This is a genomic window from Aminobacter sp. Piv2-1 (genome assembly GCF_037625995.1).
Lineage (GTDB): Bacteria > Pseudomonadota > Alphaproteobacteria > Rhizobiales > Rhizobiaceae > Aminobacter.
In genome coordinates, this window is the sequence record NZ_JARKMU010000007.1 from 221,777 (window position 1) to 243,834 (window position 22,058).

26 protein-coding genes and 1 pseudogene are annotated in these 22,058 nt (G+C 66.7%); 16 read left to right on the forward strand and 11 right to left on the reverse strand.

Translation table 11 applies throughout. The features are described from left to right. Window positions 1-247: 247 nt before the first annotated feature. The gene (locus AmiPiv_RS15085) at window positions 248-658 is read left to right on the forward strand and encodes a hypothetical protein (RefSeq protein ID WP_340038296.1); all 411 of its coding nucleotides are present in this window, start codon (window positions 248-250) and stop codon (window positions 656-658) included. A gap of 104 nt (window positions 659-762) precedes the next feature. Here the strand turns inward: AmiPiv_RS15085 and AmiPiv_RS15090 are convergent, their stop codons facing one another. Continuing rightward, complete coding sequence (locus AmiPiv_RS15090; protein WP_340038297.1) at window positions 763-2,496, reverse strand: cation:proton antiporter domain-containing protein; 1,734 nt, start codon at window positions 2,494-2,496, stop codon at window positions 763-765. A 205-nt stretch (window positions 2,497-2,701) separates the two neighbouring features. On the opposite strand from AmiPiv_RS15090, the gene AmiPiv_RS15095 reads away from it, so the two are divergent. Further along, window positions 2,702-3,064, forward strand: coding sequence for a hypothetical protein (locus tag AmiPiv_RS15095; RefSeq protein ID WP_340038298.1), 363 nt, complete (start codon window positions 2,702-2,704; stop codon window positions 3,062-3,064). A 59-nt stretch (window positions 3,065-3,123) separates the two neighbouring features. On the opposite strand, the gene AmiPiv_RS15100 is transcribed toward AmiPiv_RS15095, so the two are convergent. Then, complete coding sequence (locus AmiPiv_RS15100) at window positions 3,124-3,534, reverse strand: Kazal-type serine protease inhibitor family protein (RefSeq protein ID WP_340038299.1); 411 nt, start codon at window positions 3,532-3,534, stop codon at window positions 3,124-3,126. Between the two features lie 423 nt (window positions 3,535-3,957). Here AmiPiv_RS15100 and AmiPiv_RS15105 point away from each other — a divergent pair, with 423 nt between their 5' ends. The 4 genes from AmiPiv_RS15105 (at window position 3,958) to AmiPiv_RS15120 (ending at window position 5,805) form a co-directional block, all read left to right on the forward strand. Beyond that, window positions 3,958-4,170, forward strand: coding sequence for a cold-shock protein (locus tag AmiPiv_RS15105; protein WP_006202520.1), 213 nt, complete (start codon window positions 3,958-3,960; stop codon window positions 4,168-4,170). 176 nt (window positions 4,171-4,346) lie between these two features. Beyond that, a complete protein-coding gene (locus AmiPiv_RS15110; protein ID WP_340038300.1) occupies window positions 4,347-4,754 on the forward strand; it encodes a hypothetical protein in 408 nt (135 codons plus the stop codon). A gap of 179 nt (window positions 4,755-4,933) precedes the next feature. After that, window positions 4,934-5,146: a cold-shock protein gene (locus tag AmiPiv_RS15115; RefSeq protein WP_024925394.1), complete on the forward strand. Its 213-nt coding sequence runs from the start codon at window positions 4,934-4,936 to the stop codon at window positions 5,144-5,146. 209 nt (window positions 5,147-5,355) lie between these two features. After that, window positions 5,356-5,805 carry a BA14K family protein gene (locus AmiPiv_RS15120; RefSeq protein ID WP_340038301.1) on the forward strand — a complete coding sequence of 150 codons (450 nt, stop codon included), beginning with the start codon at window positions 5,356-5,358 and terminating at the stop codon, window positions 5,803-5,805. Window positions 5,806-5,893: 88 nt separating this feature from the next. Here AmiPiv_RS15120 and AmiPiv_RS15125 read toward each other — a convergent pair whose 3' ends face one another. The 3 genes from AmiPiv_RS15125 to AmiPiv_RS15135 form a co-directional block, all read right to left on the reverse strand. Further along, on the reverse strand, window positions 5,894-6,535 hold the full coding sequence (locus tag AmiPiv_RS15125) for an MBL fold metallo-hydrolase (protein ID WP_340038302.1): 642 nt from the start codon (window positions 6,533-6,535) through the stop codon (window positions 5,894-5,896). A gap of 136 nt (window positions 6,536-6,671) precedes the next feature. Beyond that, complete coding sequence (locus AmiPiv_RS15130; protein WP_340038303.1) at window positions 6,672-6,965, reverse strand: hypothetical protein; 294 nt, start codon at window positions 6,963-6,965, stop codon at window positions 6,672-6,674. Window positions 6,966-7,117: 152 nt separating this feature from the next. Continuing rightward, complete coding sequence (locus AmiPiv_RS15135) at window positions 7,118-8,011, reverse strand: branched-chain amino acid aminotransferase (protein ID WP_340038304.1); 894 nt, start codon at window positions 8,009-8,011, stop codon at window positions 7,118-7,120. Window positions 8,012-8,249: 238 nt separating this feature from the next. On the opposite strand from AmiPiv_RS15135, the gene AmiPiv_RS15140 reads away from it, so the two are divergent. The 3 genes from AmiPiv_RS15140 to AmiPiv_RS15150 all read left to right on the forward strand — a co-directional run bounded on the left by AmiPiv_RS15140 (window position 8,250) and on the right by AmiPiv_RS15150 (window position 11,007). Next, the gene (locus AmiPiv_RS15140; RefSeq protein ID WP_340038305.1) at window positions 8,250-8,780 is read left to right on the forward strand and encodes a MarR family winged helix-turn-helix transcriptional regulator; all 531 of its coding nucleotides are present in this window, start codon (window positions 8,250-8,252) and stop codon (window positions 8,778-8,780) included. Continuing rightward, window positions 8,770-9,489 (forward strand): response regulator transcription factor, encoded by a 720-nt coding sequence (locus AmiPiv_RS15145; protein ID WP_340038306.1) that lies wholly within the window; start codon window positions 8,770-8,772, stop codon window positions 9,487-9,489. The genes AmiPiv_RS15140 and AmiPiv_RS15145 overlap by 11 nt, the downstream gene beginning before the upstream one ends. A 105-nt stretch (window positions 9,490-9,594) precedes the next feature. Then, window positions 9,595-11,007 (forward strand): ATP-binding protein, encoded by a 1,413-nt coding sequence (locus AmiPiv_RS15150; RefSeq protein ID WP_340038307.1) that lies wholly within the window; start codon window positions 9,595-9,597, stop codon window positions 11,005-11,007. Between the two features lie 4 nt (window positions 11,008-11,011). Here the strand turns inward: AmiPiv_RS15150 and AmiPiv_RS15155 are convergent. Next, window positions 11,012-11,086 (reverse strand): annotated as a pseudogene (locus AmiPiv_RS15155) (ABC transporter permease); the annotation flags it as partial. Between the two features lie 125 nt (window positions 11,087-11,211). On the opposite strand from AmiPiv_RS15155, the gene AmiPiv_RS15160 reads away from it, so the two are divergent. Continuing rightward, the gene (locus tag AmiPiv_RS15160; RefSeq protein ID WP_340038308.1) at window positions 11,212-12,216 is read left to right on the forward strand and encodes a glycosyltransferase family 4 protein; all 1,005 of its coding nucleotides are present in this window, start codon (window positions 11,212-11,214) and stop codon (window positions 12,214-12,216) included. A 155-nt stretch (window positions 12,217-12,371) separates the two neighbouring features. Here AmiPiv_RS15160 and AmiPiv_RS15165 read toward each other — a convergent pair whose 3' ends face one another. The 3 genes from AmiPiv_RS15165 to AmiPiv_RS15175 form a co-directional block, all read right to left on the reverse strand. Next, a complete protein-coding gene (locus tag AmiPiv_RS15165; RefSeq protein WP_340038309.1) occupies window positions 12,372-12,731 on the reverse strand; it encodes a tRNA-binding protein in 360 nt (119 codons plus the stop codon). A 20-nt stretch (window positions 12,732-12,751) separates the two neighbouring features. Beyond that, on the reverse strand, window positions 12,752-13,252 hold the full coding sequence (locus AmiPiv_RS15170) for a YbjN domain-containing protein (RefSeq protein ID WP_340038310.1): 501 nt from the start codon (window positions 13,250-13,252) through the stop codon (window positions 12,752-12,754). A gap of 317 nt (window positions 13,253-13,569) precedes the next feature. Then, window positions 13,570-13,884, reverse strand: coding sequence for an accessory factor UbiK family protein (locus AmiPiv_RS15175; protein ID WP_340038311.1), 315 nt, complete (start codon window positions 13,882-13,884; stop codon window positions 13,570-13,572). A 214-nt stretch (window positions 13,885-14,098) separates the two neighbouring features. Between AmiPiv_RS15175 and lgt the strand changes: the two genes are divergently transcribed. From lgt to AmiPiv_RS15205, 6 genes are all read left to right on the forward strand, one after another. Further along, entirely contained in the window at window positions 14,099-14,953 is an 855-nt protein-coding gene (lgt, locus tag AmiPiv_RS15180; protein ID WP_340038312.1) for a prolipoprotein diacylglyceryl transferase, read from the forward strand. Beyond that, complete coding sequence (locus tag AmiPiv_RS15185; protein WP_340038313.1) at window positions 14,950-16,035, forward strand: class I SAM-dependent methyltransferase; 1,086 nt, start codon at window positions 14,950-14,952, stop codon at window positions 16,033-16,035. Before lgt ends, AmiPiv_RS15185 begins: the two co-directional genes overlap by 4 nt. A gap of 104 nt (window positions 16,036-16,139) precedes the next feature. Next, window positions 16,140-16,931 carry a peptidoglycan editing factor PgeF gene (pgeF, locus tag AmiPiv_RS15190; RefSeq protein ID WP_340038314.1) on the forward strand — a complete coding sequence of 264 codons (792 nt, stop codon included), beginning with the start codon at window positions 16,140-16,142 and terminating at the stop codon, window positions 16,929-16,931. Window positions 16,932-16,935: 4 nt separating this feature from the next. Continuing rightward, window positions 16,936-18,087, forward strand: coding sequence for a M24 family metallopeptidase (locus tag AmiPiv_RS15195; RefSeq protein WP_340038315.1), 1,152 nt, complete (start codon window positions 16,936-16,938; stop codon window positions 18,085-18,087). Between the two features lie 45 nt (window positions 18,088-18,132). After that, a complete protein-coding gene (locus AmiPiv_RS15200; RefSeq protein WP_340038316.1) occupies window positions 18,133-18,723 on the forward strand; it encodes a hypothetical protein in 591 nt (196 codons plus the stop codon). Window positions 18,724-18,834: 111 nt separating this feature from the next. After that, window positions 18,835-19,770 carry a ribose-phosphate pyrophosphokinase gene (locus tag AmiPiv_RS15205; protein WP_340038317.1) on the forward strand — a complete coding sequence of 312 codons (936 nt, stop codon included), beginning with the start codon at window positions 18,835-18,837 and terminating at the stop codon, window positions 19,768-19,770. 91 nt (window positions 19,771-19,861) lie between these two features. Here the strand turns inward: AmiPiv_RS15205 and chrA are convergent, their stop codons facing one another. Then, window positions 19,862-21,199 (reverse strand): chromate efflux transporter, encoded by a 1,338-nt coding sequence (gene chrA, locus AmiPiv_RS15210; RefSeq protein ID WP_340038318.1) that lies wholly within the window; start codon window positions 21,197-21,199, stop codon window positions 19,862-19,864. Window position 21,200: 1 nt separating this feature from the next. Further along, window positions 21,201-22,004, reverse strand: a complete 804-nt coding sequence (locus AmiPiv_RS15215; protein WP_445206962.1) for a chromate resistance protein ChrB domain-containing protein — start codon at window positions 22,002-22,004, stop codon at window positions 21,201-21,203. Window positions 22,005-22,058: the final 54 nt, after the last annotated feature.

The window sequence follows — 22,058 nt, forward strand, 5'->3', positions numbered from 1 at the left end:
CGCAGATGGCGGGTGCCGGGCGATGCGGAGAAGCCGCGGGTTCAGGCCACGAAAAGACCGTGGGACAGACCTGTGACCGGCCGACCGAGGGACAGACACCGGACGGGCGGTCGGTGGACCGCACATTCCACTACTGACGAGCGAGCTGCCGACCGCCCGTCTTCCCACCCCATGATCCGGCCTCGCGGGAGGCGCGGTGCCGCACCGGCACGCCTCGCGGTCCCGGACTTTTCACCAAGGAGCCCGCATGCACCCCATGACCGACCACGACCATTTCCTCCTCTCGCTCGAACTCGAGGAAACTGCGAGAACCCTGCAGGAGCAGCTCGCCGGCCTGTTCCCCGCGCCGCCTTGGCCGCGCGCCGAGATGCTGGCGCTGGCGCGCTACATCGCCACCGAAACCGGCGTGCCCGAGCTTTGCACCGACCCGATGTGCCGGCGCGGCCGGCTCTGCCGCGCCGAAACCATAGCCGAGGGCGGCCCGCCATGCGCCGCCTTCTGGTCGAGCGAGGCTCTCGCCCGGCTCGAGGGTGGCTTCGAAGCGCTGGCGCTCGGCTGGATAATGGCCGAGCGCCGCCAGGCGGCACTGCGCGACGCCGCCGCGGCCGCGGCGGCAAAGCCAGGCGCTCGCCGGCCGCGCGAGCGGCGCAGGCGGTGAGGCTCGAGCAATTCCAGGAAACGTGCGCAGCGCCTTTCCGTCCGGAATTGCGCAAAAACAAAGAGATAGAGCGTTTCCGCGATTCGAGGAAAAGCGGAAATGCTCTACGCCACGTCGGCGCGCCCGTAGGCGGCGTTCCGCACGGCGGCGATGCGGTCGTTGAGCACCTCGCTGGCATAGCCGAACTCGGAGAGCGCTCGCCCCGCCAGTTGCAGCCCCGCCTCGACGGCGTCGGGAATGACGAAATCGGCGCCGGCGGCGTGCAGCTCGCGCGCATGCTCGGCGTCGCGGGCCCGCGCCAGCACCGGGGCGTCGGGGCGCATCCGCCGCACCGCCCGCACCATCGCGGCGGCATCATGGGCATTGTCGACAGTGACGATGAACATGCTGGCGCCGGCCGCGCCCGCATGGCTCAGGATCTCCGGGCGGGCGGCATCGCCGAGATAGACCTTGCGCCCGGCGGCACGCTCGCGCGACACCACGGCCGCATCGCGCTCCAGCGCCACGATGTCGGCGGCCTCGGCGTCGAGCATATGCGCGATGGTGCGGCCGACGCGGCCGAAGCCGGCGATCACCACATGGCCTGTGAGGTCGGGAAAGCACGCGGGGTCGACGTCTGCGCCGGCCGCCTCCTCGAAGCGGCCGGCGAGCCTGCGGCCGAGCCGCGCCATCAGCGGGCTGGCGAGCATCGACAGGCCGGCGACCCCGGTGACGGTGGTGGCGGTGGCCGCGTCGAGGATGCCGCCGCTCGCCGCCGTGGCCACCACGACGAAGGCGAATTCGCCCGCCGGCGCCAGCAGGAAGGCGGTCTCCACCGCATGCGCGGGGCGGACGCCGAAGGCGCGGCAGGCGGCGACGGCCACCAGCGCCTTGAGCGCCAGCAGTGCCGCAAGCCCCGCAAGCACCGCCGGCAGCCCGGCCAGCATGGTGGCGAGGTCGAGTCCGATCCCCACCGTCATGAAGAACAGGCCGAGCAGCAGCCCCTTGAACGGCTCGAGGTCGACCTCGGCCTGGTGCTTGAATTCGGTTTCCCCGAGCAGCAGCCCGGCAAGGAAGGCACCGAGCGCCAGCGACAGGCCGGCGGCTGCGGTCAGCACCGCGCCGCCGACGATGGTGAGCAGCGTCAGCCCCATCAGGAAATCACGGCCGCCGGCCCTTGCCGCGAGCCCGAAGGCGTCCCTCAGCACGAAGCGGCCGAACAACAGGATCACCGCCACCGCGATGCCGCCCTGGATAAGCGCCTCGAGCAGCGCGCTGAACAGCCCCCCGTCCCTGCCGGGCGCGAGGAAGCCTATCAGGATCAGGATCGGCGCGACGAGCATGTCCTGGAACAGCAGCACGGCGAGCGCCGAGCGCCCGACTGGCCCGGTGGCGCGCTTCTCCTCGGTCAGCGTCTGCATGACGATCGCCGTCGACGACAGCGCCAGCGCCAGGCCCACCGCCAGGGCGGCATGGCCGTCGAACCCGGCGAACACCAGCGCGACCGCGATCGCCGCGACGCTCGCCACCGCCTGGAAGGTGCCGGCGCCGAACACCAGGCGCCGCAGCATCCACAGCTTCTCGAACGACAGCTCCAGCCCGAGCAGGAACAGCAGGAACAGCACGCCGAGCTCGGCAAACGGCTTGGCGGCTTCGGGGTCGGAAAAAGCCAGATGGCCGAGCCACGGCCAGCTCTCGGCCAGCGCGCCCATGCCGAAGGGGCCGAGCGCCAGCCCGGCCAGGAGGAAGCCCAACACCGAGGGAACCCGTACCATGCGCAGCAGCGGCACCAGCACGCCGGCCGCGAACAGGAAGACCAGCGCGTCTTTCAGCCATATCGAGTGGAGGTTGTCGCCCATGAGTCGTCCCCGGTTCCGAGGCCGCACCATATCCGCAGCCGCATCGAAATGCAGGCGCGGCCTTCTCACGAAGGCGTGCGGTACGGGCCTTGCCCTGGCAACCGCGCGCTAACCCTGACTCCGCAGATTTGTCCCGCTGGGGCGGGCCGCCCTTGCGGCGCGTCGGTCCCGGTGCATAGCTCGGGACCACAGCCAGGAGGCTCAGATGAAGTTCTCGTCCTTGCCGTTGATGCTCGCCCTCGTCGTGGGCGCCCTCCCTGCGACGGCCGCGCCGATGCCACAGCCGCCCGCCGCGCCGGGCTTCGTCATCAAGGTCGGCGGCTGCCATCGCGACGTGCGCGACGGCTATGTCGAGGAGATCGGGCGCCGCGCCGCGCACTACCATCGTCCGGAGACCTGCCGGCCGGTGCTCGTCGAAGTCGACCGCCTGCCGCGCCGCCAGCCTGTGGATTGCCACCGCGACGTCCGCATCCACCGCATCGAGGGCCTGATGCTGCGCCACCGCCACGTCGGCGACGACTGCCGGGTGCGCGAGGTCAGGCGCGCCACCGAGTTCCCGGCCAACTGACGTTTCGGCCGGTCGCCTCCCGGAGCTTCGGGCCGGGAGGCCTGCCGGATCGCCTTCTTCTAGCAGGGGCCCCTGTCGACGACACGGAAGCCGGCGGAATCCGCCTCGCAGGCATTGGGGAAGGTGCGCAGCTGGCCGCCGCGCTGGCCGCAGACCGGCCGGTACTCCCTGGTGCAGAACTGCTGCCCGCCCTCGTCGTCCCAGCCGCCTTCCGCCCGGCAGGTGCCGCCGCGGATGATGCGGTAGCCGGCGGCTTCGGCCATGCAGGCATTGGCAAAGGTCTGGCGCTCGCCCCCGCGCCGCGCGCAGACCGGATCGTACTCGCGGGTACAGAACTGCGGTCCCGGGCCGGGGCGCGGCGGCCGCGGCCCCGGACCTTCGTCGACGACCACCGTACAGGCCACCGCCACGACCGCCAGCAGCGGCAGGAACCCTGCCCTGCGGGCAAATCTGCTTGCCGAAAATCTCATGTCACTCTCCCTCGTTCCCCCGTCCCCCGGCGAAAGATTGCCGCCGGCACGATCCTTACAAGACTTCCAGCGATTGTAACCCCCATGCGCGGCTTGTCCCCATCGTTGCCGCCGTCTGGCCGATGGCGGCCTGGCCGCAGGCGGGCATTCGCGATTTCCATGGCGGCGGCGCCGGCTGCTGCGACATCTTGCAACCTACACGTTTCCATGCAATACAAGCATTACTCGGGCATTTGCTGTCCCGGAGACTGGAACGTTTGGCACGACCCTTTCCCCGATACTGTGAATCTCTGACGACCCCGTTACTCGGCGGGGGGTTTTACCGTGCGCGAATGCATGACCGCCAAGCAAAACCACCGATCTGCCGCCGACGCCAGGCGGTCGGCAGGTCCAGACCACTGATAGGGTGAAGGAGTTCTCCCAATGGCCCAGACCGGTACCGTAAAGTTCTTCAACGCAACCAAAGGCTTCGGCTTCATCACGCCGGATGGCGGTGCGAAGGACGTGTTCGTGCACATCTCCGCCATCGAGGCTTCGGGCCTGCGCACGCTCGTCGATGGCCAGAAGGTCACCTTCGACGTCGAGCCTGACCGCATGGGCAAGGGCCCCAAGGCGGTCAACCTCCGCGCGGCCTGAGTTTCGCCTGTTCGCTTGAACGAAGGGCGCGGCGGGAAACCGCCGCGCCCTTTGTCTTTGCATCGCCTCTCCTGCGTCCGCCACAACCATAGGCTGACGACGCTGGCTGAACCTTCCATTTGATGGCATAGTTTGCCCGGGGGCACAGACCGCCCCCGCACAGGAGGAGGCCGACTATGAAATTCCTGAATTCCCTCGGCGCCGCACTGCTGGCCGCCGCACTTGGCTATGGCGGGCCGGCGTCCGCCCTGCCCTCAGGCGAGCCGCAGTCGGACAGCGGCCTGGTCGTGCAGGTGCGCGGCTGCCACCCGGAGGTCGTGCGCCACTATGTTCCGGAATATGGCCGGACGGCATGGCACCGGCACCGCCGCCCCGACTGCCGGCCGATCATCGTGCGGCAGCCGGTCGTGAGGGATTGCCATCGCAGCGTCGAGCGGCACTATCTGCCGCAATATGGTGCGCGCGTCACCCATCGCCATGTCGGCTCCAGCTGCCGGGTCAGGGTCTACGACCGCTACGATCCGTACCGGCCGCGGCCCGGCACGTGCATCCAGATCGGCCCGATCCGCTACTGCGAATACTGAGCCGGTGACCCGGTTTTGAAAGGGCGCGAAGCCTGCAAATCCCGGCAATGGCGCCGCTTCGGAGCGGCGCCGACCAGCAAAAGTTTCGCTTGCCGATCACCCAAAAATGAACGACAAATTTCACCTTCGGGCATTTGCCGGCCCGGAGACTGGAATTTATGGGATCAGAGGAGTTTCCCATGCCGCAGACCGGCACCGTCAAGTTCTTCAATCATGCCAAAGGCTTCGGCTTCATCACGCCGGACGACGGAGCGAAGGATGTCTTCGTCCATATCTCGGCCGTGCAGGCGTCGGGTCTTCCCGGTCTTGAGGATGGGCAGAAAGTTACGTTCGATACCGAGCCGGACAAGCGCGGCAAGGGCCCCAAGGCCGTCAATCTGACGGTAGGCTGAGCCCCGGGGCGGCCGGAGCCCATGGCGCCGGCCGATCGTCCATAAAGCGTCCGAAACCGGTATGCCGGAGAGGTACCGTTTGGCCTTCGGCGAGCCGCGTCAACGTCGGTAAATCCGTTCAGCTTGCGTTCAGGCTGGGTCCCCTAGACAGCTAGTCGACGCCAATCTCCCGCCCTTCGATACGGGCTGGACGGCGAAGGAGACCGAACATGAACCGCATCATCAAGACCATTGTCCTGTCGGCAGCTGTTGCCGCCACCACCCTTGCCGCCCTGCCCGCGGCCCAGGCCAGCGACGGCTGGAGGCACTACAAGCATCGCCGCGACAACACTGGCGCGATCGTCGCTGCCGGTGCGCTCGGGCTGATCGCCGGCGCGGTCATTGCCGGCAATGCCAACCGCTCGCGGCCGGTCTACGACGACTATTACGACTATGATTACCAGCCGCAGCCGCGCCGCATCTATCGCCAGGAATACTACCGCCCGGCGCCGCAGCAGCGCGTGATCTATTCCGAGAATTACGGCCGCGGCTATTCGTCGGTCGAGCCGTGGACCCCGGAATGGTACGAGTACTGCTCGGACCGCTACCGCAGCTTCAAGCCGCGCACCGGCACCTTCACCGGCTATGACGGCCAGCAGCACTTCTGCGTCGCCAACTGACGCCTTCGACACGGGTTCCCTGCCCCAGAAACAAAAGCGGCGCCACCTCGTGGCGCCGCTTTCGTTTTCCGGATGAGGCAGGCTGCCGTCAGACCAGGTAGGGATTGCCGCGCCGCTCGTCGCCGAAGCGGCCGCCGGGACCGTGGCCGCAGATGAAGCCGACGTCGTCGCCCAGCGGCAGGAGCTTGTCCTTGATCGAGCGGATCAGCGTTTCGTGGTCGCCGCCATAGAGGTCGGTGCGGCCGATCGAGCCCTGGAACAGCACGTCGCCGACATGGGCGAACCTGGCGGCGCGGTTGTAGTAGACGACATGTCCGGGGGCATGGCCGGGGCAATGCAGAACCTCGAAGACATGACTGCCGAACGACACCGTCTCGCCTTCGGTCAGGAACCTGTCGGGCGTGCAGTTGCGCACACTGCCGGCCAAACCGAACTTCTGGGCCTGCACCGCAAGATTGTCGAGCAAGGGCTTGTCGGCCTCGTGCGGGCCGACGATCTCGACGCCGAGCGCCTCCTTCAGCTCCATCGCGCCGCCGGCATGGTCGATATGGCCATGGGTGAGCCAGATCGCGGTGATCTTGATACCGCTGTCGCCGAGTATCGCCAGAATGGTCTCGACGTCCCCGCCCGGATCGACGACCACGCCGGTCTTGTCGTCGTTGTCGAAGAGGATCGTGCAGTTCTGCTGGAATGGCGTGACCGGCACGACGCCCGCGTTGAGCTGTCCCATGGCTGTCCCTTTTCTGATGCTGGCACCGAGATAGGGGCGCAGGCGCGCGCCGTCCATGCCTATTCGCGCCGGCCGCCGTCCGCGCAAACGAAAAGGGCGGCCGAAGCCGCCCAGTCGAGAGAACATTGGGATATTGTCAGGCCTTCTTCATCGCGCCCATGACGGCGCCGACGATCGCCGTGAGGATCGCGCCACCGCCAGCACCGCCGACGACGTCGCCGAGAATGCCGCTCAGTGCGCCCGCCGTGGCCGGATCGGCCGCGCCGCCCATCAGGCTGCCGAGAATCTGGCCGCCCGCGAGACCGCCGATACCGCCGGCGAGCAGCTTGCTCAACTGCCCCATCGCGGCCTGCTTGACGGCCGCGCCTACTGCCTGTCCACCGATTACGCCGGTCACGATTTGCACAATGATCGGAAGAAGCGTTTCCATTTACAATTCCCTCCAAAATTGCTGGCCGACCTCCGCCGGCCGACGACCACATGAGACCCCGAATTCCGCGAAAGTCAAATTCGCCTCAAATCAAACAGAAAGGGCGGTCGCAAGACCGCCCTTTCCTCAGATCAAGTCCTTGAACTTGCTATTTATTCTGCCGCGATCGCGCGCTTGGGCTGAACCGCCGCCGAATAGTCGTTCATCAGCGTCTTGGCGATTTCGCCGACCTCGAATCGGTACGGCCCGATCTCGGAAACGGGCGTCACTTCGGCCGCCGTGCCGGTCAGGAAGCACTGCTCGAAGCCTTCCAGCTCCTCCGGCATGATCGCCCGCTCGTTGACCTCGAGGCCACGATCCTTCGCAAGCCCGATCACGGTGCGCCGGGTGATGCCGTCCAGGAAGCAGTCCGGCTTCGGCGTGTGGATCTTGCCGTCCTTGACGAAGAAGATGTTGGCGCCGGTGGCTTCCGCCACCTGGCCGCGCCAGTCGAGCATCATCGCATCGGCATAGCCCTTGGCCTCGGCCGCATGCTTGGACAGCGTGCAGATCATGTAGAGGCCGGCCGCCTTCGACTTGGACGGAGCCGTGCGCGGATCGGGGCGGCGCCATTCGGCGAGGTCGAGGCGGATGCCCTTGAGCTTCTGCGCCGGGTCGAAATAGCTCGGCCACTGCCAGATGGCGATGGCGACGTTGATGCGGTTGTTCTGGGCCGAAACGCCCATCTGCTCGCTGCCGCGCCAGGCGATCGGACGCACATAGGCATCCTTGAAGCCCTGTTTCTTCAGCAGTTCCCGGCAGGCGTCGTCGATCTGGGCGACGGAATAGGGAACGGTGAAGCCGAGGAGCCGAGCCGATTCATGCAGACGCTCGGTGTGCTCGGTCAGCTTGAAGATCTCGCCGCCATAGGCGCGCTCGCCTTCGAATACGGCGCTTGCATAGTGCAGGCCATGGGTTAGGACGTGAATCTTGGCGTCTGCCCATTTGATGAACTCGCCGTTCATCCAGATGTGTCCATCGAGCTGGTCGAAAGGAACGGATGCCATGGTAAACCTTCCCGCAGGCCGGAGCCTGCCAATCGTTTTCGTATCGGGCTTGCCGGCCCAGAGGGCCGAAAGGGTAAAGCGTCGACGGCCAACAATACCAAAGCAAACTCACGATGTTTCGGAAAAAACCACCGTACCTTGCCTTTTCGTTCGCAATCCGCCGAAAAGCTTGGCAAAAATTACCATCGCACCTAATTTATGTCAACAGTGCTGACATAAATTGACGAGCAGGACTCCTATGGCACCACGCAGCGGCGCAGCCGCCCAACCGATCCGCACCGCAGTGACGGCCGACGACGGCGTCGACTTCACCATCATCGAGCTCTTGTACTTTGCCTATCGCGACTTCACGTCCGACCCGGACCAGATCCTCTCCGAATACGGCTTCGGCCGCGCCCACCACCGGGTGCTGCACTTCGTCAACCGCATGCCCGGCCTGACCGTTGCCGAACTGCTCGACGTGCTCAAGATAACCAAGCAGAGCCTTGCCAGGGTGCTCAAGCAGTTGATCGACGCGGGCTACATTATCCAGGTCCAGGGGCCGCGCGACCGCCGCCAGCGGGAATTGTATCCGACGGCGAAGGGGCGCACGCTGACGCTTGAACTCGCCCGGCCACAGTCGCGCCGCATCCATGCTGCATTGGAAGGCGCAGGTGAGGCCGAACGCGCCTCGATCGAGCGATTCCTCAAGGCGATGGTCAACCCCGAGCTTCGGGCCCAGATCGATCATCTGCCCGGAAACAAGCCTGGGAGAGACGATGGAAAATAGAGACGGGACGGGAGCCGCCGCAGCGATGAACGACGACGCACCGCATCTGCTCGTGGTTGACGACGACACGCGCATCCGCAACCTGCTCAAGCAATATCTCACGGAAAACGGCTTCCGTGTCACGGTCGCCGGCAACGCCGACGAGGCACGGCGCAAGCTGGCCGGCCTCGACTTCGACCTGCTCGTCCTCGACGTCATGATGCCCGGCGAAAACGGCGTCGACCTGACCAGGTCGCTGCGCGACGAGAAGGACGTGCCGATCCTCATGCTGACCGCGCTGTCCGAGACCGACAGCCGTATCGCCGGTCTCGAGGCCGGCGCGGACGACTATCTGCCCAAGCCCTTCGACCCGCGCGAGCTGATCCTGCGCATCAACAACATCCTGAGGCGCGGCGGCCCGGTGACCACGCCCAAGGTCGAGCAACTGGTGTTCGGACCCTACACCTTCCAGATCGCGCGGCGCGAGCTGAAGCGTGGCGGCGAGGCGCTCAAGCTCACCGACCGCGAGCAGGAAATCCTCGCCATCTTCGCAGCAAGGGCCGGCGAGACGATCCCGCGCCACGAGCTGGTGACCGGCGATGCGGAAGTCGGCGAGCGCACCATCGACGTCCAGATCAACCGGCTCAGGCGCAAGATCGAGCGCGATCCGGCCAATCCCGTCTGGTTGCAGACCGTGCGCGGTATTGGGTATCGGCTGAGCGTCGAATAGGAGTGCCGCGGGGCCAGCCTTGCAGGGCCGGGCGGCGTAGATCGAAGTTGTTGGAGTGCCTTTGCGCGTCCTGATGGAGGCGCAGCACTCCAGGCGGAAGGGCGGATGGCGACCACGGAGATGCAACGGCCGGACGGAAGCGGTCTCGGCGGACGCGTGTGGCGCGCGCTGGCGGCAGTACCGCGGAGCTGGAACCGCTTCTGGCGGCTCGTCTCGCTCTACATGCCGAAGCGGCTCTACGCCCGCTCGCTGCTGATCGTCATCACCCCGATGATCCTGCTGCAGTCGGTGGTGGCCTTCGTGTTCATGGAACGCCACTGGCAGACGGTCACGGTCCGCCTGTCGCAGGCGGTGACGCGCGACATTTCCGGCATCATAGACCTTCTCGACACCTTTCCTGGGCCGGAGAACTACGCCCAGATCATCCGCATCGCCCAGGAGCGCATGTCGCTCAAGATCGACCTGCTGCCCGCCGATCCCCTGCCCCCGCCCGGGCCGAAGCCGTTCTTCTCGATCCTCGACCAGGCCTTGTCCTCGGAGATCCGCAAGCAGATCAACCGGCCGTTCTGGCTGGATACCGTCGGCAACTCCAACATCGTCGAGGTCCGCGTGCAGCTCAACGACAAGGTGCTGCGGGCCTTCGTCCGCCGCAGCCAGGCCTATGCCTCCAACACCCACATCTTCCTGCTCTGGATGGTCGGCACGTCGCTGGTGCTGTTGACCATCGCCATCCCCTTCCTGCGCAACCAGATCCGGCCGATCCTGCATCTCGCGGAGGCGGCCGAGAGCTTCGGCAAGGGCCGGCCGATGCCGCCCAACTTCCGGCCGCGGGGTGCCGAGGAAGTGCGCCGCGCCGGCTTCGCCTTCATCCAGATGCGCGAGCGCATCGAGCGCCAGATCGACCAGCGCACGGCCATGCTGACCGGCGTCAGCCACGATTTGCGCACCATCCTGACCCGCTTCAAGCTGCAGCTGGCGCTGTCGGGCAACAAGATCGACCGCGAGGCGCTGAGCCAGGATGTCGACGACATGCAGTCGATGCTCGAGGCCTACCTCGCCTTCGCCCGCGGCGAGGCCGCCGAGGATCCCGGCCGCTTCGACCTGGGGTCCTGCCTCGACCGGCTGGGCGACGAGGCCAAGCTCAGGAAGCGCAAGCTCAAGGTGACGCTGGTCGGCGAGCCGGAGGTGCATGTGCGCCCCAATGCCTTCACGCGCCTCCTGCAGAACGTCGTGGGCAACGCCTTCCGCTATGCCAAGGAGGTCGAGATCAAGGCCGTGCACGACCGCGGCATGCTGGTGGTGATGGTCGACGACAACGGCCCCGGCATCCCCGAGGAAAAGCGCGAGGAGGTGTTCAAGCCCTTCTACCGTCTCGACGAGGCACGCAACCTCGATGCCACCGGCACGGGCCTCGGGCTGTCGGTGGCGCGCGACATCGCCCGCAGCCATGGCGGCGACATCAAGCTGAGCGACAGCCCGCTCGGCGGGCTGAGGGCGATCATCCGCGTGCCGGCCTGAGGCGTCAGCCGCGGTGGTCGAGCCGCGCCACCAGTCTGTCGCCGATCCACTGGATGCCGCAGACGAGCACGATCAGCACCACGGCGCACCGTCATCCGCACGTCATTGAAGCCTGCTCAAAGGCCACTCGCAACGAACGCGACCGCCGCTGATTCCCGCGAGGCCCGAAGCCAGGCAGGACACGGCCCGAGGGGAAGACGATCCGTGCGCATCCTGATGGTCACCGACGCCTGGCGTCCGCAGATCAACGGCGTCGTGCACACGCTCGAACGGCTCGCCGAAACGCTGACGGCGTTCGGCGCGGAGGCCGATTTCCTCACCCCGAACATCTTCCGCACCCTGCCGATGCCGACCTATCCGGACATTAGGCTGGCGCTGACCACGCCCGGCAACGTCGCCCGCATCATCGAGGAACGCCGGCCCGACCATATCCACCTGGTCACCGAAGGCCCGCTCGGCATGATGGCGCGGCGCTATTGCCGCGCCAACGGCCGGCCCTTCACCACCAGCTACCACACCCGCTTTCCCGAATATGTCAGCGCCCGCCTGCCGCTGCCGGAAAGCTGGACCTACGGGCTGTTGCGCAACTTCCACAATTCCGGCCAGGGCTGCATGGTGGCAACGCAATCGCTCGCCGACGACCTCGCCGCGCGCGGCTTCGAGAAGCTGCGACCATGGACACGCGGCGTCGACATCAACCACTTCCACCCCGACAAAAAGGTCGAACTGGATTTTCCGCGGCCGGTCTTCCTCTGCGTCGGCCGCATCGCGGTGGAAAAGAACCTGCCGGCCTTCCTCGACCTCGACCTGCCCGGCAGCAAGGTGCTGGTCGGCGACGGGCCGGAGATCGAGCGCCTGCGCGCCAGATACCCCGACGCGCATTTCCTCGGCCGCCGGCCGAGCGACGAACTCGCCCGGATCTATGCCTCGGCCGACGTCTTCGTCTTCCCCAGCCGCACCGACACTTTCGGCAACGTCATCATCGAATCCCTGGCGAGCGGCACGCCGGTCGCCGCCTATCCGGTGACCGGCCCGATCGACATCGTCGGCGACGGCATCGGCGGCGTGGTTTCGGAGGATCTGCGGGAAGCAGCGCTGGCGGCGCTCAAGATCGACCGCACGGAAGCACGCGAGCGCGCCATGCGCTACACCTGGACGGCCTGCGCCGAGATGTTCCTGGACAATGTGCGGGCGGCCTACGCGGCGTGAACCTATCCGGCCAAGCCGTATCGAGATTCAGGTCAGGCCCGGTCGAAAATGGTGGATTCCGAGAACCGGAACGGAGCGTACGTTTGGGTACGTGAGTACCGGAAGCGCAGGAAGCCACCATTTGCAGACGGGCCTCACCTGAATATCGGTACGGCTTAGAACAGCCTGACGCCGTCAGGCACCTTGCGCTCGATGGCGCCGAGCACGACCTCGCCTTCGGTGTCGGGGAAGCCGAGCGTCAGCACTTCCGACATGAACTTGCCGATCTGGCGCGGCGGGAAGTTGACCACGGCAAACACCTGCCGCCCGACGAGCGTCTCCGGCGAATAGTGCCTGGTGATCTGCGCCGACGACCGCTTCACGCCGATCTCGGGGCCGAAATCGATCGTCAGCTTGAAGGCCGGCTTGCGCGCCTCCGGATACGGCTGGACCTCGACGATCGTGCCGGCGCGGATGTCGACCTTGTCGAAATCGGCGTAGGTGATCTCGGGCTTGCGCCCGCCATGTGCACTCATGGGAATTCTCTGGGCAGTTCTCAGGCGTTGCCTTGCGTCTCGAACAGCACGCTGGCGAGCGCGTCCTTGGCCGAGGTGCCGGACCAGACGACGAACTGGAACGCCTGGAAATAGCATTCGCAGGCTTCGAGGGCGGACGACAGCAGCACTTCGACCTGCTGGCTGGTGGGCTCGACGCCGCCGGCGAGCAGCAGCGACTGGCGGAACATGATCGCGCCCTCGCTCTCCCACAGGTCGAAATGGCCGAACAGCATCTGCTCGTTGATCATCGACAGCAGGCGCAGGACCTCGAGCGTCCGGTTCTCCGGCACCTTGATGTCGAAGGCGCAAGCGAGATGCAGCGCCTCGAAATCCTCCATCCAAGAGAAGGAGATCTGGTAGTCGGTCCAGTTGCCGACGACCGAAATGGAAATCTCGTCGTCGCCGGCCCGCTCGAACGACCAGTCGTTGTTGTGCGCCACCTGTTCGATGACATCCACCGGGTGGATTTCGCGGGAGAACTCGAGTTCGAGAAGTTCCATCAATTCTTCCTGTCGTTTCGGGCACGCCTTCGCGCTCCGCGCGGGGGACACACACGACGAACATTATTCTTGAACTCGGACGACCAGCGCTGCCGGACTCAATACCCCCCAGCCGGACCGCGCCATCCGGTGCACGATTCCGTTTCGAATCGTGCAGTAAATTCAGTGTATTGATCGGGAGTCTCGTGAACAGCCCAATTTTTCGCACTGCCGCATTCGGGTGTGGAAACAGGCTGCGGCGCAAGCTCATCAAGCGCCGGTAAGCGATTCACGACAAAGCACTTTTTCGATTGGCGCTTTGTGGAAAAGTTAATGAATTATTTCTTCGCGCGGGGCTTCGGCGACGCTGCCGGTGTAGCCGCCTCGCCGGGCTGACCGGCGAGCGAAGCGAGCTTGGCCTCCAGGGCCTCGATGCGAGCCGCGAGCGCCTTGTTTTCGGCGCGCGCCTTGATCGCCATCTCGCGCACGGCCTCGAATTCCTCGCGCTGCACGACCTCGAGCGAGTTCATCACGCGCTCGGCCTGCGAGCGGAAGGCGGTCTCGACCTCGCGCTTGACGCCCTGCGCAGCACCGGCGGCATCGGTCATCAGCTTGGCGAACTCATCCAGGATACGGTTCGGTCCGGTCGTCATGGCAAAACCTCGCGTTGTGGTTTCGACGTAGTGGGGCAAGGCAGGGAATGCAAGGGCGTTGCCGCCACGCCGGCATTCCGCCGCACCCTCGTCGCGACAAGTATAGTGTCAACCGCTGACCAATGACATCTTGGTGAGCGACATCGGCCCGCCTTGACCGTGCCAAAACCCTGCCCCATGGTCCGCGCGCGATCGCTTATGTCCGGAGATTGAATTGAGCGAATATTTGGCCCTGCAGATGGCTGCCCTGACCTTCCCGAACATCGATCCGATCATCTTCCAGATAGGTCCGCTGGCCATACGCTGGTACGGCCTGGGCTACATCGTCGGCATCCTGTTCGCCTGGTGGTACGGCAAGCGGCTCCTGACCAACCCGAAGCTCTGGTCCAACGGCCAGGCGCCGATGAAACCCGAAGCCCTCGACGACTTCGTGCTGTGGGCGGCGATCGGCATCGTGGCGGGCGGCCGCATCGGCTACATCCTGTTCTACGATCTCGCCCGCTACCTCGCCAACCCGATGGACATGATCGCCGTCTGGGAAGGCGGCATGTCGTTCCACGGCGGCCTCATCGGCGTGACGATCGCCATGGTGCTGTTCGCCCGCAAGCACCGCATCCACGTCTGGTCGCTGATCGACGTCATCGCCGCCGGCGTGCCGGTCGGGCTCGGCCTCGTCCGCATCGCCAACTTCATCAACTCGGAACTCTGGGGCCGGGTGACGAATGTGCCGTGGGCCTTCGAGTTCCCCACGGGCGGCCCCTTCCCGCGCCATCCGAGCCAGCTCTACGAAGCCCTGCTCGAGGGCCTCGTGCTGTTCCTGGTGCTGCGCATCCTCACCCACTCCCGCCTCAAGCTGAAGACGCCCCGCTTCGTCGCCGGCGCCTTCATCTGCGGCTACGGCCTGTCGCGCATCTTCGTCGAGTTCTTCCGCGAGCCCGACCAGCAGATCGGCTTCCTGTTCGGCGGCTGGCTGACGATGGGCATGGTGCTGTCGACCCCTATGGTGCTGATCGGCATCTGGGCGATGATGTCGGCGAAGCCGGTGGCTCACGCCGCCAGCCCGGCATGACGGCGCTCAAAAAGCGCATAGCCAGACTGATCGCCGCTTCCGGTCCGATCAGCGTCGCCGACTACATGGCGACGTGCCTTTTCGACCCCGAAGACGGCTACTACACCACGCGCGAGCCGTTCGGCGCCGCCGGCGACTTCACCACCGCCCCGGAGATCAGCCAGATGTTCGGCGAACTCGCCGCCGTCTGGCTCTATGCGGCCTGGCAGGCACTGGGGCGCCCGGTGCGCCCCACCCTGGCCGAGATCGGCCCCGGCCGCGGCACGCTGATGCGGGACATGCTGCGGGTGCTCTCCAAGCTCGACCCCGCCTTCGTCGCGGATGCCTCGGTCGCCTTGATCGAAACCAGCCCAAGGCTGCGCGAGGTACAGAAGGCCACGCTCACCGCAAGCAGCATCGACATCGCCTGGCACGAAAGCGTAGCCACCCTGCCGGAAGCGCCGCTGCTGATCATCGGCAACGAGCTGTTCGACGCCATCCCGATCCGCCAGTTCGTCAGGGTCGGCGCGGACTGGCGCGAACGCGCCATAGGGCTCGACGAGAACGGCGACCTCGCCTTCGTCACCGGCGTCGCATCGCTGGAGCCCGGCTTGCTGCCGCCCGGAGCCGCCGCTGCCGCGCCGGGCGCCGTGTTCGAATTCGCGCCCGCACGCACCGCCGTGATGGAGGCCATCGCCGAACGCATCGCGGCCTCCGGCGGCGCCGGGCTGTTCTTCGACTATGGCCATCTGGTTCCCGGCATCGGCGACACGCTGCAGGCCCTGCGCCGACATCGCTACGAGGACGTGCTCACGAGCCCGGGCGAGGCCGACCTCACCTCGCATGTCGACTTCGCCGCCCTCGCCGGCGCGGCACGCGCGCACGGCCTCGACGCGCATCTCGCCACCCAGGGCGAATTCCTTCTCGCCATGGGGCTGCTCGAGCGCGCCGGCAAGCTGGGCGCCGGGGGGAGCGACAATGCACGCGACAAGATCCGCGCCGAGGTCGAGCGGCTGGCCGGGCCCGACGCCATGGGCACGCTGTTCAAGGTTCTGGCGGTCGCAACGGCGGGGACCAGAGTGCCCTTCCCCGGCGCCGGTTGACAGCTTGCTTGCCGCGGCTCCACTGTCCGCGCTCAACGATGAAGCAGGACCGAGACAAGCGGCCCTGCCTTGACGAAACTGCCCTGGGGGACGACAAGGCGGCAATGCTGAACGACTCGAAGCCGGATCCGGTCCGGTCCAACTTGCTCGCCAGCGCGGAAGCCCAGGGCATCCGCCACGGTTACTTCACCCGGGCCGGCGGGGTCTCGCAAGGCATCTACAAGGGCCTCAACATCGGCACGGGCTCCGCCGACGACCAGGCGCTGGTGGCCGAGAACCGGCGCCGCGTGGCAAGCTGGATGGGCGTCGCGCCCGACCGCCTGCTCACCGCCTACCAGATCCATTCGCCCGACGTGATCGTCGCCACCGGCCCGTTCGCCGGCGAGCGCCCCAAGGCCGACGCCGTCGTGACCGACCGCCCCGGCATCGCCGTGGGCGCCTCGACCGCGGACTGTGGGCCCGTGCTCTTCGCCGACCCCGAGGCGCGCGTCATCGGTGCCGCCCATGCCGGCTGGAAGGGCGCCTTGAGCGGCGTTCTCGAAAACACCATCACCGCCATGGAGGGCCTGGGGGCCAGGCGCGAGCGCATCCTCGCCGTGCTCGGTCCTTCGATCAGCGCCGCCAACTACGAGGTCGGGCCGGAGTTCGTCGCCCGCTTCACCGGCGAGGACGCCGACAACACGCGCTACTTCACCGCCTCCGCCAATGCCGGCCACGCCATGTTCGACCTCAACCAGTACACGGTGGATCGACTTCGCCGCGCCGGCATCGTGGCCGACATGCTTGGCCGCTGCACCTATGCGGAGGAAGACCTCTTCTACTCTTTCCGGCGCACCACGCATCGCAGGGAGCCGGACTACGGACGGCAGGTTTCGGCAATCGCATTGGAGGAATGACCGTATGGCGCTGCATTTCGAACGATCCGAATTCGACGCCCGCCGCGACCGGCTGATGATCGAGATGGCCGAGAAGAAGCTCGACGCCATCGTGCTCTTCGCCCAGGAAAGCATGTACTGGCTGACCGGCTACGACACCTTCGGCTTCTGCTTCTTCCAGGCGCTGGTGGTGAAGGCCGACGGGGCGATGACGCTGCTCACCCGTTCGGCCGACCTGCGCCAGGCGCGCCAGACCTCGATCATCGACAACATCGTCGTCTGGACCGACCGCGACAACGCCAACCCGACGCTCGACCTGCGCAACCTGCTCAACGATCTCGACCTGCTGGGCACGCGCATCGGCGTCGAATACGACACGCACGGGCTGACCGCCTTCAACGGCCGCCGCCTCGACGAACAGCTGCAGACCTTCGGCCAGATCGTCGACGCCTCGGGCATCGTCGGACGGCTGCGCCTGTTCAAGAGCCCGGCGGAAATCGAGAAGGCCGAGAAGGCCGCCGCCCTCTCCGACGACGCGCTCGACGCGGCGCTGCCGCTCATCAAGCAGGGCGGCGACGAGGCCAAGATCCTGGCGGCGATGCATTCCGCGATCTTTTCCGGCGGCGGCGACTACCCGGCCAACGAATTCATCATCGGCTCCGGCCCCGACGCGCTTCTGTGCCGCTACAAGTCCGGGCGCCGCAAGCTCAACAAGAACGACCAGCTGACGCTGGAATGGTCGGGCGTCTACAACCACTACCACGCGCCGATGATGCGCACGATCCTGACCGGCAAGGTGTCCAAGCGCCACCAGGAGCTCTACGACGCCTCGCTCGCGGCGATGGTCGCGGTCGAGAAGGCGATGACCCCGGGCAACAGCTTCGGCGACGTGTTCGACGCCCATGCGCGCACGCTCGAGGCGCACGGCCTGACCAAGCACCGGCTCAATGCCTGCGGCTATTCGGTCGGCGCGCGCTTCACCCCGTCCTGGATGGACATGCCGATGTTCTACCAGGGCAATCCCGAGCCGATCGCGCCGAACATGACCCTGTTCGCGCACATGATCATCGCCGACTCGGAGACCGAGACGGCGATGACGCTGGGTCGCACCTACCTGACCACCGAATCTGCCCCCCGGCCACTTTCCCGCCATGATCTCGACTTGATCGTGCGGTGATTGGCGATGGGCGCTGAGGGGCGTTTGCCAGGGAGATCACGGCAGATGAGACGTTGGTTCGGAGCCGCGGCATGCCTGTCCGCGCTTGCCGCCCTTTCCGCATGCAACAGCTCCAAGGACGTGCTCGAGCCATCCGCCATCGCGCCGACGGAACAGTCGAACGCGCTCGCCAGGACGGAAGGCACCGACACCCCGCCGGCCCCCGCGACGGCCGCGGAAGCCGGCGCGCCCCAGAATGCCGCGCAGGTGGCGGCGGTCGTCGCCAGGACGCGCGTGCAGTTCGCCCCGATCGTCGGGACCCCGGTCGAGGCGGCCACGCCGCTGACCGAGCGGCTCGGCGTCCAGGCCCGCGCCCGCGGCATCACGCTTGCCGGCAGCACCGACACCTCGCCTCCGGGCATCATCATGCGCGGCTACTTCTCGGCAATCACGGAAGGCAGCGACACCACCGTGGTCTACGTCTGGGACGTCTACGACCCGGCCGGCACCCGCCTCCACCGCATCAACGGCCAGCACAAGGCGGCCTCGGCGGGCGGCGGCGACGGGTGGTCGGCGGTCGCCGCCTCGACCATGCAGGCCATCGCCGACAGCACGATCGACGACCTCGCCAGCTGGCTGGCGACGCGATCGGGCTGAACCGCGCTCCCGCTCGGGAAGGTCGGTTTTTTAACATTTCGCGCGGACTCGGCTTGCAATACGGCTCAAGGCCGCTAAAAGCCCGCTCATATTCACTTCCAGGATCGGCGTATGAAACTCTTCGCGGGCAATTCCAACCGGGTGCTGGCAGAGTCTGTCGCACGTTATCTCAACATTCCCCTGGGCAAGGCGAGCGTGAAGCGCTTCGCCGACCAGGAAATCTTCGTCGAGATTCAGGAAAACGTCCGCGGCGAGGACGTCTTCATCCTGCAGTCGACCTCCTTCCCGACCAACGATCACCTGATGGAACTGCTCATCATGATCGATGCCTTCATGCGTTCGTCGGCACGGCGCATCACGGCGGTCATCCCCTATTTCGGCTACGCCCGGCAGGATCGCCGCGCTTCGGGCCGCACGCCGATCTCGGCCAAGCTCGTCGCCAACATGATCGCCCGCGCCGGCGCCAGCCGCGTGCTGACGCTCGACCTGCATGCCGGCCAGATCCAGGGCTTCTTCGACATCCCGACCGACAACCTGTTCTCGGTCCCGGTGATGGCCCGCGACGTCAAGGCCAAGTACAAGCAGCTCGACAACGTCATGGTCGTTTCGCCCGACGTCGGCGGCGTGGTGCGTGCGCGTGCGCTGGCCAAGCGCCTCGACGCCCAGCTCGCCATCGTCGACAAGCGCCGCGAGCGTCCCGGTGAATCCGAGGTCATGAACGTCATCGGCGACGTCAAGGGCAAGGACTGCCTCCTGATCGACGACATCGTCGATTCCGGCGGCACGCTCTGCAACGCGGCCGACGCGCTGCTCGCCAAGGGCGCCACCAGCGTCACCGCCTACATCACCCACGGCGTTCTCTCGGGCGGTGCGGCCGCCCGCATCACCGGCTCGCAGCTGCAGGAACTGGTCATCACCGACTCGATCCAGCCGACCCAGGCGGTGATGGACGCGCACAACATCCGCGTCGTCTCGATCGGCGACCTGATCGGCGAGGCGATCTCGCGCACGTCGACCGAAGAATCGGTGTCGAGCCTGTTCGACTGATCCGGCCTTCAGGCCTTTATCCGAATTGGAGCCCCATTCCGGAACACCGGGATGGGGCTTTTCGTTGCCGGGTCCGGTTGAACCTGCCGAGCTATGAGAACTGCCAGGCCATGCCGGCAAGCGCGGATACCGCCAGAACGACGATCATGTTGGCGTGGTAGCGGATCAGCGCCACGCCGGCGCCGAGCGCGATGATCGCCGCCGCCCAGTCGAAGCCCGTGAAATCGAGCACCGGCAGCGCGAACGGACCCCACGCCATCTCGCCGACGGTTCCGAACAGCACGTGCAGGCCGAACCAGACCGCGAGGTTGGCGATGATGCCGACGACCGCCGCGGTCACCGCCGATAGCGCGCTCGCCAGCCAGCGCACGTTGCGCACCGTCTCGACATAGGGCGCGCCGACGAAGATCCACAGGAAGCAGGGCACGAAGGTGAACCACAAGGTCACCGCCGCGCCGCCGACGCCGCCGGCGAGCGGCGCGAGCGCCGAAAGCCGCGCGCCGCCGAGGAAGCCGACGAAGACCAGCACGAGGATCAGCGGCCCGGGCGTGGTTTCGGCGAGGCCGAGGCCGGTCAGCATCTCGTCCGGCTTCAGCCAGCCATGCACCTCGACCGCCTGCTGGGCGACATAGGCGAGCACCGCATAGGCGCCGCCAAAGGTGACGGTCGCCATCTTGGAGAAGAACACCGCCTCCGCCGTGAAGACGTGACCCGCGCCGAGGAACTGCCAGAGCAGCGCCAGCGGCACCAGCCAGATGGCTAGCCACACCGCAAGCGTGGTGAAGAAGCGCCGCGCGCTCGGCCGGGTCCATTCCGGCATGACGTAGCCGGCGTCGCCGCTGGTTTCGGGCTTGGCCGTCCCGCCGTTGCCGACGCCCGCCAGGTGCATCAGCGCGCCGATCACCGCCGCCGCGAGGACGATCAGCGGGAACGGCAGCTTGAGGAAGGCGATGGCGACGAAGGCCGCGACCGCAAGCGCCACCATGAAGCCGTTCTTCAGCGCCCGCTTCGACACCTTGATCAGCGCCTCGAGCACGACGGCGAGCACCGCAGCCTTGAGGCCGAACAAAAGGCCTTGCACCAACGTGACATGGCCGACCGTGAGATAGATCGCCGAGAGTGCCGTGATGACGAGCGCGCCGGGCAGGACGAACAGCAGGCCGGCGACGAGCCCTCCCCGCACGCCGTGCAGCAGCCAGCCGGCATAGGTGGCGAGCTGCATCGCCTCCGGCCCTGGCAGGAGCATGCAGTAGTTGAGCGCATGCAGGAAGCGCGGCTCGTCGAGCCAGCGCTTCTCGTCGACCAGGATCTTGTGCATCAGAGCGATCTGCCCGGCCGGCCCGCCGAAGGACAGCAACCCGATCTTGCCGAAGACCCGTGTCGCCTCCCCGAACGAGGGATGCGCTGCCGCGGTCGGCGTGGTGTCCATGTCAGATCGCCTTTGCTGGCCAGTTGTGGGTTTCGGCCGTCGCATAGCGGCACCAGCCATAGAGCGCATCGTAGATCGGCATGCCTTTTTCCAGCTGGACGAGATCGTCTTCTTCAATAGCAGAAAGACCCAGCGATATGGCAAGCAGTCCCGCCGCCTGCGGTTCGAGATCGGGCCGCGCGGTATCGGCCCCGCGCACGATGCGCGCCAGGTGAAGCAGGGCCGGATCGTTCAGGCCGAACTCCGATATCAGCGTGTCGAACGTGCATTCGTCGCCGCGATGCGAGTAGTGCACGTCCTTGATGTCGAACGGGATCGCGCCTGTCTCGTCGGCGACGTCCTTGACCCACTCGGCCGTGACGAAGTGGAAGACGGCGAGCGGATCGACGAAGCGGCGGATGAGCCACGGACAGGCGATGCGGTCGATCTTCGGCCGCGCCCGCGTCACCCAGACGCTCGGCCGCGGCAGCCCCGTTTCCAGGCCGGGCGCCTCGCGCGCCACGACGGGGCCGCCGGCAGCCAGCCAGGCATCGATGCCGCCTTCGAGCATGAAGGCATCGGCGCCGGCGGCCTGCAGGCGGGCGAGCGCGATCTCGCTGACATTATGGCCGTGGGCGCAATAGACGACGATCGTGCTGTGCTGAGGCAGCTGCGGCAGCCACTCGTCGACCTTCATGTGATCGCGCCACAGGGCGCCGGCGATCCTTGTCGGCGCGGCCGCGAAGGCTTTCTCGCGGCGCACGTCGACGATCAGCGGGCAGCGGTCGGTGCCGACGAGGCGGATCAGGTTTTCAGATGAAATCATACGGGGCATGGTCTTTCCTCCGCGCAAGAATGCGAAGGCGGAACTTGGGCCACC

Coding starts and splice junctions, on each gene's coding strand:
- AmiPiv_RS15085 (WP_340038296.1), top strand. CDS start 248: ATGCACCCCATGACCGACCACGACCATTTCCTCCTCTCGCTCGAACTC.
- AmiPiv_RS15090 (WP_340038297.1), bottom strand. CDS start 2,496: ATGGGCGACAACCTCCACTCGATATGGCTGAAAGACGCGCTGGTCTTC.
- AmiPiv_RS15095 (WP_340038298.1), top strand. CDS start 2,702: ATGAAGTTCTCGTCCTTGCCGTTGATGCTCGCCCTCGTCGTGGGCGCC.
- AmiPiv_RS15100 (WP_340038299.1), bottom strand. CDS start 3,534: ATGAGATTTTCGGCAAGCAGATTTGCCCGCAGGGCAGGGTTCCTGCCG.
- AmiPiv_RS15105 (WP_006202520.1), top strand. CDS start 3,958: ATGGCCCAGACCGGTACCGTAAAGTTCTTCAACGCAACCAAAGGCTTC.
- AmiPiv_RS15110 (WP_340038300.1), top strand. CDS start 4,347: ATGAAATTCCTGAATTCCCTCGGCGCCGCACTGCTGGCCGCCGCACTT.
- AmiPiv_RS15115 (WP_024925394.1), top strand. CDS start 4,934: ATGCCGCAGACCGGCACCGTCAAGTTCTTCAATCATGCCAAAGGCTTC.
- AmiPiv_RS15120 (WP_340038301.1), top strand. CDS start 5,356: ATGAACCGCATCATCAAGACCATTGTCCTGTCGGCAGCTGTTGCCGCC.
- AmiPiv_RS15125 (WP_340038302.1), bottom strand. CDS start 6,535: ATGGGACAGCTCAACGCGGGCGTCGTGCCGGTCACGCCATTCCAGCAG.
- AmiPiv_RS15130 (WP_340038303.1), bottom strand. CDS start 6,965: ATGGAAACGCTTCTTCCGATCATTGTGCAAATCGTGACCGGCGTAATC.
- AmiPiv_RS15135 (WP_340038304.1), bottom strand. CDS start 8,011: ATGGCATCCGTTCCTTTCGACCAGCTCGATGGACACATCTGGATGAAC.
- AmiPiv_RS15140 (WP_340038305.1), top strand. CDS start 8,250: ATGGCACCACGCAGCGGCGCAGCCGCCCAACCGATCCGCACCGCAGTG.
- AmiPiv_RS15145 (WP_340038306.1), top strand. CDS start 8,770: ATGGAAAATAGAGACGGGACGGGAGCCGCCGCAGCGATGAACGACGAC.
- AmiPiv_RS15150 (WP_340038307.1), top strand. CDS start 9,595: ATGGCGACCACGGAGATGCAACGGCCGGACGGAAGCGGTCTCGGCGGA.
- AmiPiv_RS15165 (WP_340038309.1), bottom strand. CDS start 12,731: ATGAGTGCACATGGCGGGCGCAAGCCCGAGATCACCTACGCCGATTTC.
- AmiPiv_RS15170 (WP_340038310.1), bottom strand. CDS start 13,252: ATGGAACTTCTCGAACTCGAGTTCTCCCGCGAAATCCACCCGGTGGAT.
- AmiPiv_RS15175 (WP_340038311.1), bottom strand. CDS start 13,884: ATGACGACCGGACCGAACCGTATCCTGGATGAGTTCGCCAAGCTGATG.
- AmiPiv_RS15185 (WP_340038313.1), top strand. CDS start 14,950: ATGACGGCGCTCAAAAAGCGCATAGCCAGACTGATCGCCGCTTCCGGT.
- pgeF (WP_340038314.1), top strand. CDS start 16,140: ATGCTGAACGACTCGAAGCCGGATCCGGTCCGGTCCAACTTGCTCGCC.
- AmiPiv_RS15195 (WP_340038315.1), top strand. CDS start 16,936: ATGGCGCTGCATTTCGAACGATCCGAATTCGACGCCCGCCGCGACCGG.
- AmiPiv_RS15200 (WP_340038316.1), top strand. CDS start 18,133: ATGAGACGTTGGTTCGGAGCCGCGGCATGCCTGTCCGCGCTTGCCGCC.
- AmiPiv_RS15205 (WP_340038317.1), top strand. CDS start 18,835: ATGAAACTCTTCGCGGGCAATTCCAACCGGGTGCTGGCAGAGTCTGTC.
- chrA (WP_340038318.1), bottom strand. CDS start 21,199: ATGGACACCACGCCGACCGCGGCAGCGCATCCCTCGTTCGGGGAGGCG.
- AmiPiv_RS15215 (WP_445206962.1), bottom strand. CDS start 22,004: ATGATTTCATCTGAAAACCTGATCCGCCTCGTCGGCACCGACCGCTGC.